Annotated in this window: 13 protein-coding genes; 6 read left to right on the top strand and 7 right to left on the bottom strand. The window is 44.2% G+C overall.

The genetic code is table 11. The features are described 5' to 3' along the window. Nucleotides 1-25: 25 nt before the first annotated feature. The 4 genes from L3V35_RS18345 to L3V35_RS18330 form a co-directional block, all read right to left on the bottom strand. Nucleotides 26-1750 (bottom strand): putative 2-aminoethylphosphonate ABC transporter permease subunit, encoded by a 1725-nt coding sequence (locus L3V35_RS18345; RefSeq protein ID WP_054547084.1) that lies wholly within the window; start codon nt 1748-1750, stop codon nt 26-28. A gap of 6 nt (nt 1751-1756) precedes the next feature. Next, a complete protein-coding gene (locus L3V35_RS18340; RefSeq protein WP_054547085.1) occupies nt 1757-2866 on the bottom strand; it encodes a putative 2-aminoethylphosphonate ABC transporter ATP-binding protein in 1110 nt (369 codons plus the stop codon). Nucleotides 2867-3093: 227 nt separating this feature from the next. Then, complete coding sequence (locus L3V35_RS18335; protein ID WP_237300413.1) at nt 3094-4515, bottom strand: FAD-dependent oxidoreductase; 1422 nt, start codon at nt 4513-4515, stop codon at nt 3094-3096. A gap of 184 nt (nt 4516-4699) precedes the next feature. Further along, nucleotides 4700-5710: a putative 2-aminoethylphosphonate ABC transporter substrate-binding protein gene (locus L3V35_RS18330; protein ID WP_054547087.1), complete on the bottom strand. Its 1011-nt coding sequence runs from the start codon at nt 5708-5710 to the stop codon at nt 4700-4702. Between the two features lie 366 nt (nt 5711-6076). Between L3V35_RS18330 and phnW the strand changes: the two genes are divergently transcribed. From phnW to L3V35_RS18310, 4 genes are all read left to right on the top strand, one after another. Beyond that, nucleotides 6077-7180, top strand: a complete 1104-nt coding sequence (gene phnW, locus L3V35_RS18325) for a 2-aminoethylphosphonate--pyruvate transaminase (protein ID WP_237300412.1) — start codon at nt 6077-6079, stop codon at nt 7178-7180. After that, nucleotides 7180-8637: an aspartate aminotransferase family protein gene (locus tag L3V35_RS18320; protein ID WP_054547089.1), complete on the top strand. Its 1458-nt coding sequence runs from the start codon at nt 7180-7182 to the stop codon at nt 8635-8637. Before phnW ends, L3V35_RS18320 begins: the two co-directional genes overlap by 1 nt. 127 nt (nt 8638-8764) lie before the next feature. Next, on the top strand, nt 8765-9583 hold the full coding sequence (phnX, locus tag L3V35_RS18315) for a phosphonoacetaldehyde hydrolase (protein ID WP_054547090.1): 819 nt from the start codon (nt 8765-8767) through the stop codon (nt 9581-9583). A 351-nt stretch (nt 9584-9934) separates the two neighbouring features. Next, nucleotides 9935-11002: an OmpA family protein gene (locus tag L3V35_RS18310; protein ID WP_237300411.1), complete on the top strand. Its 1068-nt coding sequence runs from the start codon at nt 9935-9937 to the stop codon at nt 11000-11002. 153 nt (nt 11003-11155) lie between these two features. Here L3V35_RS18310 and L3V35_RS18305 read toward each other — a convergent pair whose 3' ends face one another. After that, complete coding sequence (locus L3V35_RS18305; protein ID WP_054547092.1) at nt 11156-11554, bottom strand: OsmC family protein; 399 nt, start codon at nt 11552-11554, stop codon at nt 11156-11158. Nucleotides 11555-11754: 200 nt separating this feature from the next. Between L3V35_RS18305 and msrB the strand changes: the two genes are divergently transcribed. Further along, nucleotides 11755-12897, top strand: a complete 1143-nt coding sequence (gene msrB, locus L3V35_RS18300) for a peptide-methionine (R)-S-oxide reductase MsrB (protein ID WP_237300410.1) — start codon at nt 11755-11757, stop codon at nt 12895-12897. A gap of 113 nt (nt 12898-13010) precedes the next feature. Here msrB and L3V35_RS18295 read toward each other — a convergent pair whose 3' ends face one another. Continuing rightward, entirely contained in the window at nt 13011-14378 is a 1368-nt protein-coding gene (locus tag L3V35_RS18295) for a TrkH family potassium uptake protein (RefSeq protein WP_237300409.1), read from the bottom strand. A 26-nt stretch (nt 14379-14404) separates the two neighbouring features. Beyond that, the gene (locus L3V35_RS18290) at nt 14405-15061 is read right to left on the bottom strand and encodes a TrkA family potassium uptake protein (RefSeq protein ID WP_017079662.1); all 657 of its coding nucleotides are present in this window, start codon (nt 15059-15061) and stop codon (nt 14405-14407) included. Between the two features lie 184 nt (nt 15062-15245). Between L3V35_RS18290 and L3V35_RS18285 the strand changes: the two genes are divergently transcribed. Continuing rightward, entirely contained in the window at nt 15246-16415 is a 1170-nt protein-coding gene (locus L3V35_RS18285; protein WP_017094663.1) for a mechanosensitive ion channel family protein, read from the top strand. Nucleotides 16416-16429: the final 14 nt, after the last annotated feature.

Raw genomic sequence — 16429 nt, 5'->3', positions numbered from 1 at the left:
GCCAACTGCAATATAAAATGGTTTGCTAGCGTTTACGCCAAGCTTGGGTGCGCTTCTCGAATAACTTATTGATTAACATATGAATCAACTTCGCGCTCGCTGCCGATATCATGATCATCACCGCCATGGCTGCTGCTGCACCCGTTTGCCCCGCGTCGTCCATATTCAGTACTGAAACTGACGCAGGTATCGTATCGGTAGAATACAAGAATACTACCGCAGATGTCGTGGTAAGTGCATTAATAAACAGGTATGTCGCAATATCTAAAATCGCAGGCAGACAAACTGGCACCGTCACCTTAAAGAACAGCTTGTATTGCGGTAAGTTCACCGAGGCTGCGGTTGCTTCAATTTCATCAGGCAGCTGTTTTAATGCAGTCAACGCCGTCATGTGACCGACTGTGTAGTAGTGAACCACGGTGTTAATAACCAAGAACGCCATTGTTCCGTATAGGAAGTTTAAAGGGTTACTTAAATCGTTGAAATAAAAGATATACCCTAAACCAAGTACCATACCCGGAACCGCCATCGGTACCACACTGAGCATTTGCATTGCTTGACGAATAGGGCCGAATGCTCTGCCTTTCTCAATGCAATAAGCACCCAAGAAAATCAATACCGTGCCGACAATTGATGTCCATGCGCCTAGCGTTAAAGAGTTGAAGAATGGCGTCCAACCGTAAGCACTCATCTCAGAAAAATTATAGTTATTTAGTGTTAACGCCTTGTTCCAAGGCCAGAACGTGACCATTGACCCGTATATCGCCATACCCAACACAATAATCACAGCCGCCGATATGATGGCGCAATAAAGAAAGCACAACCCATCACGCATAGTGCTTGGCTCTGGTTGGTACGCGACAGAGCGAGTATCAAATAGGCTCTTCTGCTTCTTTTGAACCCAGCGATCAACGGTAAACGCCAATAATGCAGGCAACAGCAAGATGATACTGGTCACTGCACCCATCGAGAAATTCTGTTGCCCGACCACCTGTTTAAATATGTCGGTCGATAACACGTTGTAACTACCACCAATCACCTTCGGTACGCCAAAGTCACAAACGACCAATGTAAACACAACGATCAAAGTGCTGATCAAACCATACTTTGCTGCTGGTAACGTCACCATAAAGAAGGTTTTCAAAGGTGAAGTGTTTAAGGCTCGTGCCGCTTCATAAAGACGCGCGTCAGAGGTTCTCAATGAAGTAGTTAAAATCATTAAGGCATGTGGAAACGTCCAGAATATCAAGCCCAATGATATGCCAATCAAACCATAGACCGAATTACCCCCTAATACTTCCTTAGCAATACCTTGGTTACCAAACAGGAAGATAAGACTAATCGCGGGAAGCAGTGACGGAGCAAGAATCGGCGCTGAACCCAACACCTGAAAAAGCCCCTTGAATGGCATACATGAACGGGTCAGAGCATAAGCATAACCAAACGCTAATACACCAACTACGACCGTGACTAGTAGACCCAAAGTAAAAGTGTTCCCTACAGATTGCCAAAGGCTTTGAGAAGCGAAGTAGGTGGCGAAATTCTGTAAACCTACAAATTCACCGTCAGCGCTCTGAACGCTTTTTTTCAACATTGCCCATAGTGGCATCAGAATAAACAGTGTCATGACCACAGACAAAAATGCCAACAGCCCAAATAGAATTACGTTGTCTTTACTTAACCGAGCAAGGAACGGTTGTACTCGTCGCTTAATTAACAGTTTAGATTGCATCATTTGAGTCGATTCCATGATTGTTTACGCCGCCTCGTCTTCCATCACTTGCAGGCTTTTCGTTGGGTAAGCTCTCAGGCCATCTTGGTCAAACGCGACATAACGAATATCACTGCGGCGGAGCTTCAATCGATTGAACTCTTTGACTGATACATCAACGATGATCTCTTTCGCCGTTGAGTCATGTTGCAATTGACACTCAACACGATAAAACGCCCCTAAGAATTCGCTTGATACAATTCTCACTGGCAAGGATTCACTAAAACGATCCACAAACTGAATTTGTTCTGGACGAACGGCAATATCGAAAACATCACCAAGTTTTGGAGTGAGGTTATCTAAACCCGGCAACGGTAACATCGACTCAGCAATACGTATCTTGCCTTGCGCTGCGACAGAAGCTTGAATGAAGTTCATACTGCCAACAAACTCAGCCACAAAACGACTGACTGGTTTTTGGTAGATCTCTTGTGGGGCACCTACTTGCTCAATGACACCATGGTTCATCACCACTATTCGGTCTGCCATCGTCAAGGCTTCATCTTGGTCGTGCGTCACCATGATGGTCGTAATACCCAGTTTACGTTGCAGCTGACAGATCTCATCACGCAAGTGTGTTCTTACCTTCGCATCCAACGCAGAAAGCGGCTCATCGAGTAACAACAAACCTGGAGAAAGAGCCAGTGCGCGAGCCAGAGCAACACGCTGCTGTTGTCCACCAGACAGTTGATTCGGATATTTTTGACCAGACGTCGGTAAACCAATCGTTTCTAACCAAGACTCTACTGTTTCCAGAGCTTCTTTGGTCGACATCCCTTGATTCTTCAGACCAATCGCAATGTTTTCTTCCACTGTGAGATTGGGAAACAAAGCATAAGATTGAAACACGATACCAAAGTCACGCTTTTCTGGTGGCAGGAAGGTCGTATCATTACCGTTCTGCTCAATAGAGCCTGAAGTTGGTAAATCTAGACCTGCAATCGCACGTAATAAGGTGGTTTTTCCACAGCCAGATGGGCCAAGGAAGCAGACGAACTCGCCTTTATCTATTGATAAGGAAATGTCTTTTAACGCTGTAAATTGGCCAAATTGCTTTACAACGTTTTCAATATTCAAATAAGTTTGGTTGCTCATACTACAGCACTCTCTATATGGTATATACCAAATTTAAACTGAGAATATTGCAGTTGAGTGACAAATTTATAGAAGCTAAATGACAGTTATATTGCAGATATAATAAGCATTAAAGATTGCTACTTGTTCAGCATTGAAAGTTAATTCAACGTTGAACGCCCTCAATGACCAACCCAAAAGTCACTGAGAGCCTTCGTGTGTACCTCAAACTTGAACGCTAGATTAGTTTACGATTCAACCTTGTCGGCTTTACCTGCTGCACCCGCCAACTTTGCCAATTGCCTATCAAGCCACAATGGCGTGTTACCCGAATCTTCCGCGTTCTCTTTTCTTCGTACCGCATCACGAACCATCATCGCACCTACCCAACGGAATGGCTCTGGCGGGAAGTGTCCTAACGGGCCTTTAGTTAAACCGCTTCGTGTCCAATCGTTGTCGATATCGAGTGCCATTGCTGACAAAACCTTCCCGCCTATACGGGTTTGAGCAACGCCATTACCAGAGTAACCAAGCCCATAATAGATATTACTTTGGCCTTTTAGATTACCGAAAAATGGCAAACCTGTGACCGAACGATCTGAGCCGCCTGACCAATTGTAATCGAATTCACTTTGCTCCAACTTAGGGAACAGTTTTTGGAATGATTGATTGAGAATCGGCAGATAGTTGGTGCTCTGGTTGAACATGCTTTCGACTTGATTCGCAAACGAGAATTTATTGCCGCCTTTGCCCAACATGAGTCGTCCATCTTGGGTGTCACGGTAGTAATGAACAAAGATACGAGAATCCACCACCGCCGCTCCTTTTTCGGGGCCAAACTGCTTGAGTTTTTCTGGAATAGGCTTGGTCACTACCATATCAGACGAGACAACCACAATGCTGCGTTTGAACTCTTTAAAGTGATCGAGCATCCATGCATTGAGCGCTAAGATCACTTTATCGGAAGTTATCGTCCCAGCCTTAGTTTGGACGCGAGCTGGTGAGCCGTAATCAAGAGAAGTCATTTCTGTATTTTCGTAAATTTCGACACCCAATTCGATCGCAATGCGGCGTAAGCCTCTCGCCAATAACGCTGGCTGAACGCTACCCGCAGCTTCTGAATAGTAACCTTCAATATGACGATCCGACCCCGCTTTATCAGCTAAGGACTGATCACACTTCTTCCAGCTGTTGATACCCTGCTTGACCAACTCATTCACAACAGGTTCCATTCCACCCTTTTGCGCTTCATTGGTCGCGGTGTAATAAGTCCCACTGCGATACAGATGCGCATCGATGTTATGTTCATTACAGAAAGTTTCTATTTCGTAAATGACCTTTTCAGATTCCTTAACCAACCATTTCGCTTGTTCTTTTCCGTAGAGCTTTTTCAGCGTTGGATACTTCGTTGACCACGTCAACATACATCCGCCGTTCGCACCAGAAGCACCGCTACCACATAGGCCTTTTTCAACCACTACAACATGTTTTTCGGGTTGCTGTTGTTTGATTAAAATCGCCGTCCATAAACCCGTATAGCCACCGCCGACAATAGCGATATCACAGTTAACGTCTTTTTGAAGCGGTTTAGCGGATTCTAGCCCCGCGTTGATGCTGCCAAATTCCTGTTCCAATGCTTGCTTGAACCAATATGAGTAGTGCTTTTTCATTTGTTGTACCTTACTAAAAACCTAAAGGCGTAAAACTAAAAAAGGAAGACCGAAGCCTTCCTTTACTGATTTCTAATTTCTAATGAGCTGCATATCTAATGGACTATGTGCTTAATAAACTATGTGTCTAATAAGCTCAGTAGTTAATGAACCAAGTAGCTAATAGACTAAAGATCTCAGTCGATTAAGATTTTGGCTCTGATTTAGCGTCAAACTTCTCAGACCATGTTTTCAGAACATCTGCACGTTCGCTGCCCATGCGAGCGAAGTCCATTTTTGCCATATTCTTCTCTACGTTCGGGAAGTTCTCTGCTTTACCTGTTACATCTTGGTGACCAACAACTGGGTACATTTCGATGTAAAGTTCATTCGCTGCTTTAGATATTGACCAATCGATAACACGTTGTGCTGCATCGGAAGGCTTAACAAGACCTACCGCTTCAGATTCCCAACCGATACCTTCAGGCGTAATCACAGAAAGTGGCGCACCTTGAGTTTTTAGCTTCGCACCTCGGCTCGCCATAGAAATTCCGATAGCCACTTCCCCCATACCCGCTTGAACACATGGCTTCGAACCTGAGTGCGTGTAGTGAGCAATGTTTTGGTCTAGCTTCTGCATGTAGTTCCAACCTTTGTCTTCACCCATGTTTTGTAACCAAGCTGAAACCTGCATGTAACCCGTACCAGAAGACGCTGGGTTTGGCATCGCAATGTGGCCCTTGTAGATAGGCTTCGTTAGATCATCCCAAGACTTAGGCACTGGCAGGTTCAGTTGCTTAGCAACTATTTCGTTAAAGCAAACGGCATTAAAGAATGCATCATTGCCATACCAAGCTTGAGTAGATTGTGGATCGTTAAGGTTAGCGCGTAACGCTTCTACACCTTGAGGTGTGTAAGGTTTCAGAATGCCCTCTTCTTTAAGCAGAGCCATAGAAGAACCCGCAAGTCCCCAAACTACTTCTGCACGAGGGTTGTTTTTCTCAGCCAATAATTTTGCCGTCATGATCCCAGTTGAATCACGAACCCACTTGATGTTGATGTCTGGGTTTTCACTTTCGAAAGCATTTTTGTATTTAGCTAAAATGTCAGTTTCAAAAGCAGTGTAAACCGTCACTTCCTGTGCTGCATAAGCGTTACCAGCTAATAGCGTAACTAATGCTGCAAGTGATCCTTTCATAAAACGGTTTTTCATCATTTTCTCCAGTCAGGCTCAACTCTAAAATGAGAAGTTGCCAAAATTAAAAATTGCCAAGGTTAAGGTTGTTAAAGCTAGAAGCCTCATTAAAAGGCACCTATATCCATAAATTCATTTAGGTTGTTAGCACACACCCACAACTTGGTATGTACCAGATAACGAGTATTAACCTAATCGACTTTTGTGACGGTTAAATGAACAAAAAATGGCAGTTTCAAGATCGAAAAACTTTTCAAAGCAAGTGGCGAATTTGAATATGAAGCTTTTGTGAAAATGACGTTTGGGCTATTTACGACCGTTTAATTTGGTTGTTAAAGTAACCTTAAATATTGGTATAGTCCAAAATGAAAATCACGAGAATTGAACATGAGAAACGAATACTTACTACTGACACCAGGCCCTCTATCTACTTCTGAAACCGTCCGCCAAGCGATGCTAAAAGACTGGTGTACTTGGGATGATGAATACAACAAAGACGTTGTTGAAGTGATTCGTAGCAAGCTAGTGACTTTAGCCACTAAGCAACCGGGCTACACAAGCGTATTAATGCAAGGTAGCGGTACCGCTTCAGTTGAAGCAACGATTGGTAGTGTTATATCTAACAACGGTAAGCTTCTTGTTGTTGATAACGGTGCGTATGGTGCTCGTATTGCTCAAATCGCAGAATATTTAAACATTCCATGCCATGTCGTTTCCCTAGGTGAAACATCACAGCCTGACTTGAACGAAATGGAAACGGCATTGGCCATGGATTCAGACATTACTCACGTGGCAATTGTCCACTGTGAAACCACCACTGGCATGCTGAATCCAATTGAAGAGATTGCCAAATTGGCAAAACAGCACAACAAAACCGTCATTCTTGATGCGATGTCGAGCTTTGGCGGTATCCCTATGGATATTGCTGACTTGGGTATCGATTACATGATCAGCTCAGCAAACAAGTGTATTCAAGGTGTACCTGGATTCGGCTTTGTTATTGCTAAACAGTCGCAACTTGAGAAATGTAAAGGCCAAGCTCGCTCATTAACCCTTGACCTGTTTGACCAATGGCACTGCATGGAAAACAACCACGGTAAATGGCGCTTCACCTCCCCGACTCATACAGTCCGCGCTTTCTACCAAGCTCTACTTGAATTGGAGCAAGAAGGCGGTATCGAAGCTCGTCATAATCGCTACCAAACCAATCAAACCACATTGGTTGCTGGCATGCGCACTCTTGGCTTTGAACCACTGCTTAATGATGAGCTTCATTCACCTATCATCACCTCTTTCTATTCTCCAACTCATAGCGATTACCAATTCAAGGAATTCTATGACCGTTTGAAAGAGCAAGGGTTTGTGATTTATCCAGGCAAGGTTTCAAACGCAGACTGCTTCCGTATAGGTAACATCGGTGAAGTTTACCCGTCCGACATTGAAGCCCTCATTGGCGCAGTGAAAAACGCTATGTACTGGGACATCAAATAATGACGACGACCAATCCAGAGCCAGTTCTGAAGGCGACGCACTTTCGAAGCGAAGGCGATGTGAACACCACGCCAGCGCGTGAGAAATGGAACGAATCGCTAAACGATGATGCGACACAAGTGATGTTGAAACGTGACTCTGACGTATTTCTTCATCAAGCGATGTCAACGCCTTGCCTAGACACACTTGAAGCTGCAGAAGGCATCTACATTCAAGATGCGACTGGCAAGAAGTATATGGACTTTCACGGCAACAATGTTCACCAGCTAGGTTATGGCCACCCACACATCATTAATAAAGTGACTCAACAAATGGCATCATTGCCGTTTTCACCGCGTCGCTTTACCAATGAGACGGCCGTTCAGTGTGCTGAGAAACTCACGCAGATCTGCGGTGGTGATTTGAATCGCGTGTTGTTTGCTCCCGGTGGTACATCGGTTATTGGCATGGCACTCAAATTAGCGCGACATGTCACCAACAACTTCAAAGTCGTTTCATTGTGGGATTCATTCCACGGTGCGTCACTTGATGCGATCTCTGTCGGCGGTGAAGCTTGTTTTCGTGAAGGCATGGGGCCGTTAATGGCTGGCGTAGAACGTATTCCACCAGCCGTCTCTTATCGTGGTGCTTTCCCGCTTAGAGACTCTTTTTCGCCTCGCGATAGTTTTCCGTTAAGTGGGAGTAGCGCAGGCGATAACAATGAGACTGCATGTGATGTGCACTATGCAGATTACCTTGAGTACGTCATTGAAAAAGAAGGTGGCATTGGTGCCTTCATTGCGGAAGCAGTGCGTAACACAGACGTTCAAGTACCAAGCAAAGCTTACTGGAAGCGCATCCGTGAGATCTGCGATAAGCATAACGTCATGTTGATCATCGACGACATTCCAAATGGCATGGGTCGCAGTGGCGAATGGTTCACTCACCAAGCCTTTGATATCGAACCTGACATTCTTTGTATCGGTAAAGGTTTTGGCGGCGGCTTAGTACCAATCGCAGCCATGATCACTAAAGACAAATACAACACGGCAGCGCAGGTATCACTTGGACACTACACCCATGAGAAAAGCCCAATTGGCTGCGCGGCAGCACTCGCGACCATAGAAGTGATTGAACAAGAGAATCTACTCGAAAAAGTACAAACGGACAGCCTGTTCGTGCGTGAACAACTACTTCAAATGAAAGAGAAATACCCAGTCATTGGTGACGTTCGCGGCATCGGCCTGCTTTGGGGCGTTGAGTTGGTCACCGACCATATCACTAAGACCAGAGCTTTCGACGAAGCAGAAGCGGTACTTTATCAATGTCTGAACGATGGCCTGAGCTTTAAGGTGTCACAAGGTAACGTGATTCAGTTGAGCCCACCATTGATCATCAGCCGTAGCGAGCTAGAAGTCGCTCTGTCTGTATTCGAAAAAGCGATAGCCAAAGTCAGCAAGGACTTTGAATACCTTTGAACCACCGTGGAAAGCATGCCTTGAAGCAATAATTTCAAGCAACCAATAACCTAAAACAATCCGTAACCTCCCGACTGAACCTTTGAGAATTAAACAGGCGGGAAGTGACACACAATAGGACATTATTATGAACACAACATCACCTATCCAAGCGGTTATCTTTGACTGGGCTGGCACTATCGTTGATTTTGGATCGTTTGCTCCAACCAGTATTTTTGTAGAAGCATTCAAGCAAGGTTTCGACTTTGACATCGACTTAGCAGAAGCGCGTGAACCTATGGGTATCGGCAAATGGGATCACATCCAAGCAGTGGGTCGAATCCCTGTAGTTGATGCTCGTTGGAATGCTCAATTCGGACGCTCGATGACCAGTAAAGACGTTGATGCGATCTACGCGGCATTCATGCCTCTTCAAAAAGCGAAAGTAGCCGACCACGCAGCGCCTATTTTAAACGCAATTGAAGTGGTAAATGACCTAAAAGAGAAGAATGTAAAAATAGGTTCTTGTTCAGGTTACCCACGAGAAGTGATGGATGTGCTAATCCCTGCTGCTGCAGATTACGGTTACCACCCAGACAACATCGTAGCAACCGATGACCTACCTCAAGGCGGTCGCCCTGCTCCATTTATGGCACTTAAAAACGTAATCGACCTTGGCGTAACCAGCGTTTCAGCATGTGTGAAAGTGGATGATGCAGCACCTGGCATCGATGAAGGTCACAACGCAGGCATGTGGACAGTTGGACTTGTATTATCGGGGAACGAAGCAGGCTTAACATACCAAGAATATTTAGATGCAGACGAGTCAACACTTGCAGCTGCACGTGAAAAAGCAAGCGTTAAGCTAAACAAATCAAACCCGCACTACCTGATCGATACTATTGCAGATCTGCCAGATGTCATTACCGATATTGAAAAACGTTTGTTAGCCGGTGAACGCCCATAACGGCTATACCTCCTCTAACGCCTGCAATTCAGGCTATATAAGCAAATAATCCGAGCACATAAAAAATGAAACCTCGTATCACGTAAAAATGATACGAGGTTTCGTCGTTTCCAACATTTGAGACAGCAATTGTTCGACAAAAAAGTTATAAATAGCACCTTGAAAAATATAAATCCCAACAATCACATTGACTCTCATAAGCAATCAGACTAACAATGTATTAACAGTTCTTGAAAAGGTTCTGCCTGAATCAACGCCTTGATTTACTTACTTTTGCAGTGTCCCACCCGGTAAGTTTTCGCTTTAAAGGCCAGTTCAGATAACAATAAAAATTAATCCAAGGATAAGATTATGAAAAAACTTTCAAAAATCATGTGTGCTGTGATCGCAGCTTCAGGCTTCGCTGCTGCTCCCTCAATTGCCGCAACCACTTATGTGGGTGCGAAAGTCGGAATGGGGTGGCTAGATAGCGCTTGTGTCGACAACGTTGACTGTGAAGATGATTCAGTTGCGGGTGGTGTTTACGGTGGTTACAATTTTACCGATAACATTGCTCTTGAATTAAATGCGGATTACTTAGGTGATTATGACACGAGCTTTAACAACAACGGAGCGACTCAAAGATACAGCGATTCTATCGTAGCCATTTCTTTGAGCCCAATGTATCGACTAGCGATTAAACAAGAGTTTGATATCTTCTTCAAAGCTGGTCCTGCTTACATCATGCACGATGACGAAGACGACGTTGTATTAGCCTTAGGTATCGGCGCAGAGAAACAACTATCAGACGACTGGGCGCTTAGAGTTGAATACCAATACTTTGATGATTTTGACGATAAGATTATTCAAGATCTTAACTCTAACCTTGTTACTGTCGGCCTAAGCTACAATTTCGGTACAGGTAACACAACGGCATCAGCCGTAACAGTAGCTTCTGCGGCAGCAGTAACACAAGCTCCTGCGGAGCCTATTGCCGAGCCAGAAACCGTTGTTGTTGAAGAAGAAGCAGTTGTTGTTACTAAAGCTCAGACTGAAAGCTTCTCTCAAGGTATGTTTGAGACAAATAGCACTAAATTATCTTCAGACGGTAAAACTGCGCTAATGCCATTAGTTGAAGTGCTGCAAGCTCATCCTCAATCATCCGTTAATGTTGTTGGTCACACGGATTCAACAGGTGCGGCTGAGTACAACATGATGATCTCTAAGAAGCGTGCTGCTGCTGTAGCCGCGTACATTGAAGAGCAAGGCATTGAAGCAGACCGTATTACAGCTTCAGGTGAAGGCGAAGAGAATCCAATTGCATCAAACGCTACAGCTGAAGGTCGCGCGCAAAACCGTCGTGTCGACGCAACAATCCCAAGCTTCGAATACCAAGAAGAAGCGCAAATGGAAGAAGTTATTGTAGAAACGGCCGAATAATAGCACTCTACTCTAACTAGAATAATTAAGGGCGGAACACTGTAAAGTGTTCCGCCCTTTTCTTTATCTGGCTATGCCTATAAACCGTAAGCGATAAGCCGTAAGCCGTAAGCCGTAAAAATCAGCCTACCGCCAAGCTGTACAATCAGAAGACTAGACGATTTCCCAACTATGAGTCATCTCTATGCCGGCACCCAACATTAGACATACAGAACAGTACTTTTCTAATGAATCCGCACACACCTTAGCAACCTGCTCAGGATCAAGGTTGTCACCAGACACTTCAAAGTGAATATTAATCACAGTAAAGATTTTCGGCGCTGTTTCACGACGTGTTGTTTCTAGTTTTGCATTACAACCAGTGATGCTTTGACCCGCAGATTTCAAACCGTCCACTACATCAACAGAACTACAACCACCTGCAGCCATTAACACCATCTCCATAGGGCTTGGCGCTGTAGCACCGCCGCTTCCATCCATAACAATAGAATGGCCTGATTGAGAGTGACCTAGGAATTTAAAGCCTTCGACCCATTTAACTTCTGCTTGCATGTTGTTCCTTAGATGTACGAAAACGTCATCATTATCTAGTATTTTATATCAATGCCTACACCCTACTACTGGCAGCATTTATGAGCAAGATTTTCTATTTGAGATATTTTTTTCATGAATAGTGTAATTTTTTCCATCTAAAACCTGTCTCTATTCGTACATTCAAAATCGAATGAGAAAAACGTCAAGATGAGGTATCTATGAATAAATTATCTAAAATATTGGTATCACTCGTGGTTGCACTACCACTGATTTCACTGTTTGTAAGCCAGACTGGCACTGCCAATACAATGGATAAAACGGCTAATTCAGGTAAAACTGAAATCGCGACACTGGCTGGTGGTTGTTTTTGGTGTACAGAATCCGATCTAGAAAAACTGACAGGCGTGACAGACGTTATCTCTGGGTATTCTGGTGGTGAACTAGAAAACCCAACCTATAAACAAGTTTCATCAGGTAAGTCTGGTCACATCGAAGTGATCAACGTGACTTATAACCCTGATGTGGTTAGCTACGAACAGGTGCTTGACCAATTCTTCAGACACATCGACCCAACTGACGACAAAGGCTCTTTCGTAGATAGAGGTCCACAATATCGACCTGCTATTTTCTATCATAACCAAGAACAGAAAGACGTCGCTCAAAACTTCATGATGGAGATCGACAAAGCTCAGATCTTTGGTGAACCACTAAAAACAGAACTGATTAAGTTTGAGAAATTCTGGCCAGCAGAAGATTACCATCAAGATTATTACAAGAAGAGTAAGGTTCGTTATAACTACTACCGCTACGCTTCTGGTCGTGATCAGTACCTTGATAAAGTCTTCGGCGATGATAGAAAAGAAAATCCGAAAACGATCCGCCAAATCATCGATGGCAAAAATGCGACAGCCAATACTAAGACATACAGCAAGCCGTCTGATGCAGAGATCAAAGCTTCTCTAACTTCACTGCAATACGATGTCACACAAGACGACGCGACAGAGCGCCCGTTTGACAACAAATACTGGGATAACAAGCAAGAAGGTATTTACGTTGATATCGTGACGGGTGAGCCTCTATTCTCTTCAAAAGACAAATACAAATCAGGTACAGGTTGGCCTAGCTTTACACAGCCAATCAGCGAGGCTTATGTCGTAACGACTACTGACTACAAGCTGCTTTACCCAAGAACAGAGGTTCGCAGTAAATTTGGTGACTCTCACCTAGGGCATGTATTTAAAGATGGTCCAAAGCCAACAGGTTTACGCTACTGCATGAACTCAGCCGCTATGCGCTTTATCCCAGCAGATAAATTGGCCGAAGAAGGCTACGAAGAATATATGGAAATGTTCGAAGGCTAAAGCTTAAGTACTAAGAAATTAGTGCTACACCTATACCAACAAAGCCAGCATAACGCTGGCTTTGTTTTTCTAACGCACTAACAAGAAGGGTTAATCTTAGCCTGTTAACCTTATTAACCCGTTAACACCGTATCTTCTGGGTATTTCAACAACGAAGGCTCAGGGCGAGCTAACATGTAAGCCAAAGTCAAAGGTCCAATTCGTCCAATCACCATCACCACAATCATGATGTATTTCCCAGGTTCAGTTAGGTTTGCGGTTAACCCTGCAGTCAGTCCGACCGTCGCAAAGGCCGAAATCACCTCAAACATCACTCGATCAAACGCCGCCTTTTCAGTAAGCATTAACAAAAACATTGCGGTGGTTAACAGTGCTCCACTTACCACAATAATGGCCAATGACTTTGTTACCGCTTGCCAGGTCACAGTACGTTTAAACATCACGACATGCTTTTTCTGACGTAAGAAGGTCCACGTTGCTACAAAAGCGACCGCAAAGGTCGAAACCTTAATCCCACCACCAGTGGAAGTTGAACCAGCACCAATCAACATCAGTACTATCATCACCAATAATGCAGGTTGTGTATATTGAGACAAATCCACACTATTAAAACCAGCAGTACGAGCACTCGCTGACTGGAAAAAAGCCGCCAACCATTGCCCTTGTGTCGACAAGCCCTCCATCGTCGCTGAGTTATTTCTCTCCAATAACCAAAACATCACCGTGCCCACCGCCAATAACGTCGGTGTCGCCGTTAGCATAATCTTGGTGTGTAAATGCAGATGTTGGAAGCCTTTCCGCCAGTTAGTCGACAGGTCGCCCACGACCGTAAAACCTAATCCGCCGAAAATGAACAAGCCTGCTAAGGTAAAGATCACCAGTGGATCGTCAACAAAGCTCGCCATACTGTCTGAGAACAACGCAAATCCTGCGTTATTGAATGCAGAAATCGCGTGAAATAACGCGTAAAAGCTCCCTGTTGCCCATCCCATTTCAGGAACCCAACGAAAACAGAGCAATACGAAACCTATAAATTCCGCCACCAATGCAAAAATGATGATCTTCTTGACTAATTTTCGGAGGTTAATCTTACGATCTTGCCCCAATGCTTCTTTCGCTAATGCTTGCTGTTTCAAACTTAGCCGAACACCAAACATATAGAGCAGCACCGCAGAAAGGGTCATCTGCCCTAACCCGCCGACTTGCATCAAGAACATCAGTAAGATTTTACCTGCCAAGGTGAAATGCTGACCGGTATCAACAACACCTAAGCCTGTCACACTGATCGCCGACGTGGCAGTAAACAGTGCATCCGTAAAGCTTAGACCTGTCACAGAAAACACGGGTAGCGTCAACAATATTGCAGAAGGGATAAGTACGCCTAAGAAGCTCGTAAGGATAATCTTAGGTTCAGATCCTTTACGTGGCTTTTGATCACTCTTAAGCGTGTAGAAAGTACCTTTTCGTTTTAACGAATTCATACTGTTACCTTATTTCCGATTGCCAGTTACCAATTGCGTAGCTTTCTAGATAAGGTCTCTTTCGGCCCAGCGATGATCACCACATCCCCAATTTCTAAACTCACATCCAGTTCAGGTGCTTTAGTTAGGTTCGGGCCTCGCTTGAAACCAAGTACCTCAACACCATTTTCTTTGCACAGCTTAAGGTCACCAAGTTTCTTACCCAAAAAATTGGAACCAATAACAATTTCCGTCATCGCTAAGCCGCTGCCAAGGTCGATAAACTCAAGAACGCGTCTATCCAACATTTTACGCGCAACACGAATACCCATGTCTCGCTCCGGCATGATGATATGATCGGCACCAATCTTAGAAAGGATCTTCCCGTGAAACTTATCGTTCGCCTTCACCCAAACGGCTTTTGCGCCTGATTCTTTTACCACTAGCGTCGTTAGAATACTGGAGTTAACATCAGAGCCAATCGACACCATCACCATATCGTAATCGTCCAGCCTTAATTCTTTAACTGTCTCTTCGCTCGTACAGTTCGCAACAATCGCTTGTGAAACAAAATTGGCCGCTTCTTTCACTCGCTCTTCATCAATATCGACAGCGAGCACCTGCGCCCCTGAACTTTGTAGCTCTTTGCATACAGATAACCCAAAACGCCCTAAGCCGATAACTGCATATTGTTTGTCACTCATTTATTGCTCCACTTACAAAGCTACGTAGCATCGAAAACAAATAACAAAATTGTCTTCATACAAAAAAACGACTATATATCCATATAGAGATACAATTGTCAGCTAATCGATTGATTTATAAAGGTAGAGAACAAAAGTGATTTCTGCTAATTTCTAACCCATAATTTCTGCGGCAGTACACACAATGAATGAATTCATAACCCAAGTACAAACCTACATCAACCAGAGCCATAGCGATTGGGCAAATAGCGTCCTATTCATCACTATTGCGAGCTTTTTCGCTTGGGTCGCTTGGCGAATTGTCCATAATCGCCTAGAAATCTTGGTCAAAAAGACCCAATTTCATTGGGATGACCTACTGCTAGAGGCCTTAAAAACACCTGTCAGTACGTTGCTTTGGTGTTGGCCTGCTACCGTGTCTGTTGGCTTGATCCTTCAAGACCAGTTTGGTAATGAAATCAACTGGCTAAGAACACTCAAACACATACTGATCATATCTACGTTTGTTTGGTTTACGCTGCGAATGATCAGTAACTCTGAAGAGTATGTCTTAGAGCAGAAAACCAGAGACGAAACCACAGTACAAGCTATCGCGAAAGTGGCTCGACTGTTCTTTATGGTGATGGGCGGCTTAACCATCATGCAGGCGTTTGGGCTGAGCCTATCGGGCTTGCTTACCTTTGGTGGTGTCGGTGGTTTAATCGTCGGTTTAGCCGCTAAAGATCTACTGTCGAATTTCTTTGGCGGTATGATGATTTACTTCGACCGCCCTTTTAAAGTCGGAGATTGGATACGCTCTCCCGATCGTCAAATCGAAGGTACGGTCGAACGCATTGGATGGCGCATGACGATTATCCGCACTTTTGATAAGCGTCCTTTGTACGTTCCAAATTCGGTGTTCAGTAGTATTGTGGTAGAGAACCCATCGAGAATGTTAAATCGTAGAATCAATGAAACCTTTGGTCTTCGTTATCAAGATGCAGACAAATTGGCGCTCATTGTTGATGATGTAAGAACCATGCTCGAGGCCCACCCAGATATTGATGCCAAACAGACGTTAATCGTTAACTTTGACAAATTTGGACCATCAACACTGAACTTCTTTATCTACACCTTCACAAAAACGGTCAACTGGATCAGGTACCACAAAGTGAAGCAAGACGTTCTGTTACAGGTTCTGGCGATTATTCATAAACACAATGCAGACATCGCGTTCCCAACACAGACACTCAAGATTGACCCTCAAGACTTTTCTAATGTTCAAGGTCATAACAGCGTTCAGAGCCTAGGTGATAATCAGAATGTTAGCGATCCCAAAGATATGTTGAACTCTCCTACGGAAGGTCATCGATAGTCAGCATCCTTCTT

The sequence above is a fragment of the Vibrio sp. L5-1 genome (assembly GCF_021728315.1).
GTDB classification, from domain to species: Bacteria; Pseudomonadota; Gammaproteobacteria; order Enterobacterales; family Vibrionaceae; genus Vibrio; species Vibrio splendidus_K.
The sequence above is the reverse complement of the archived record's forward strand: the minus strand, read 5'-3'. Positions and strand labels throughout refer to the sequence as shown.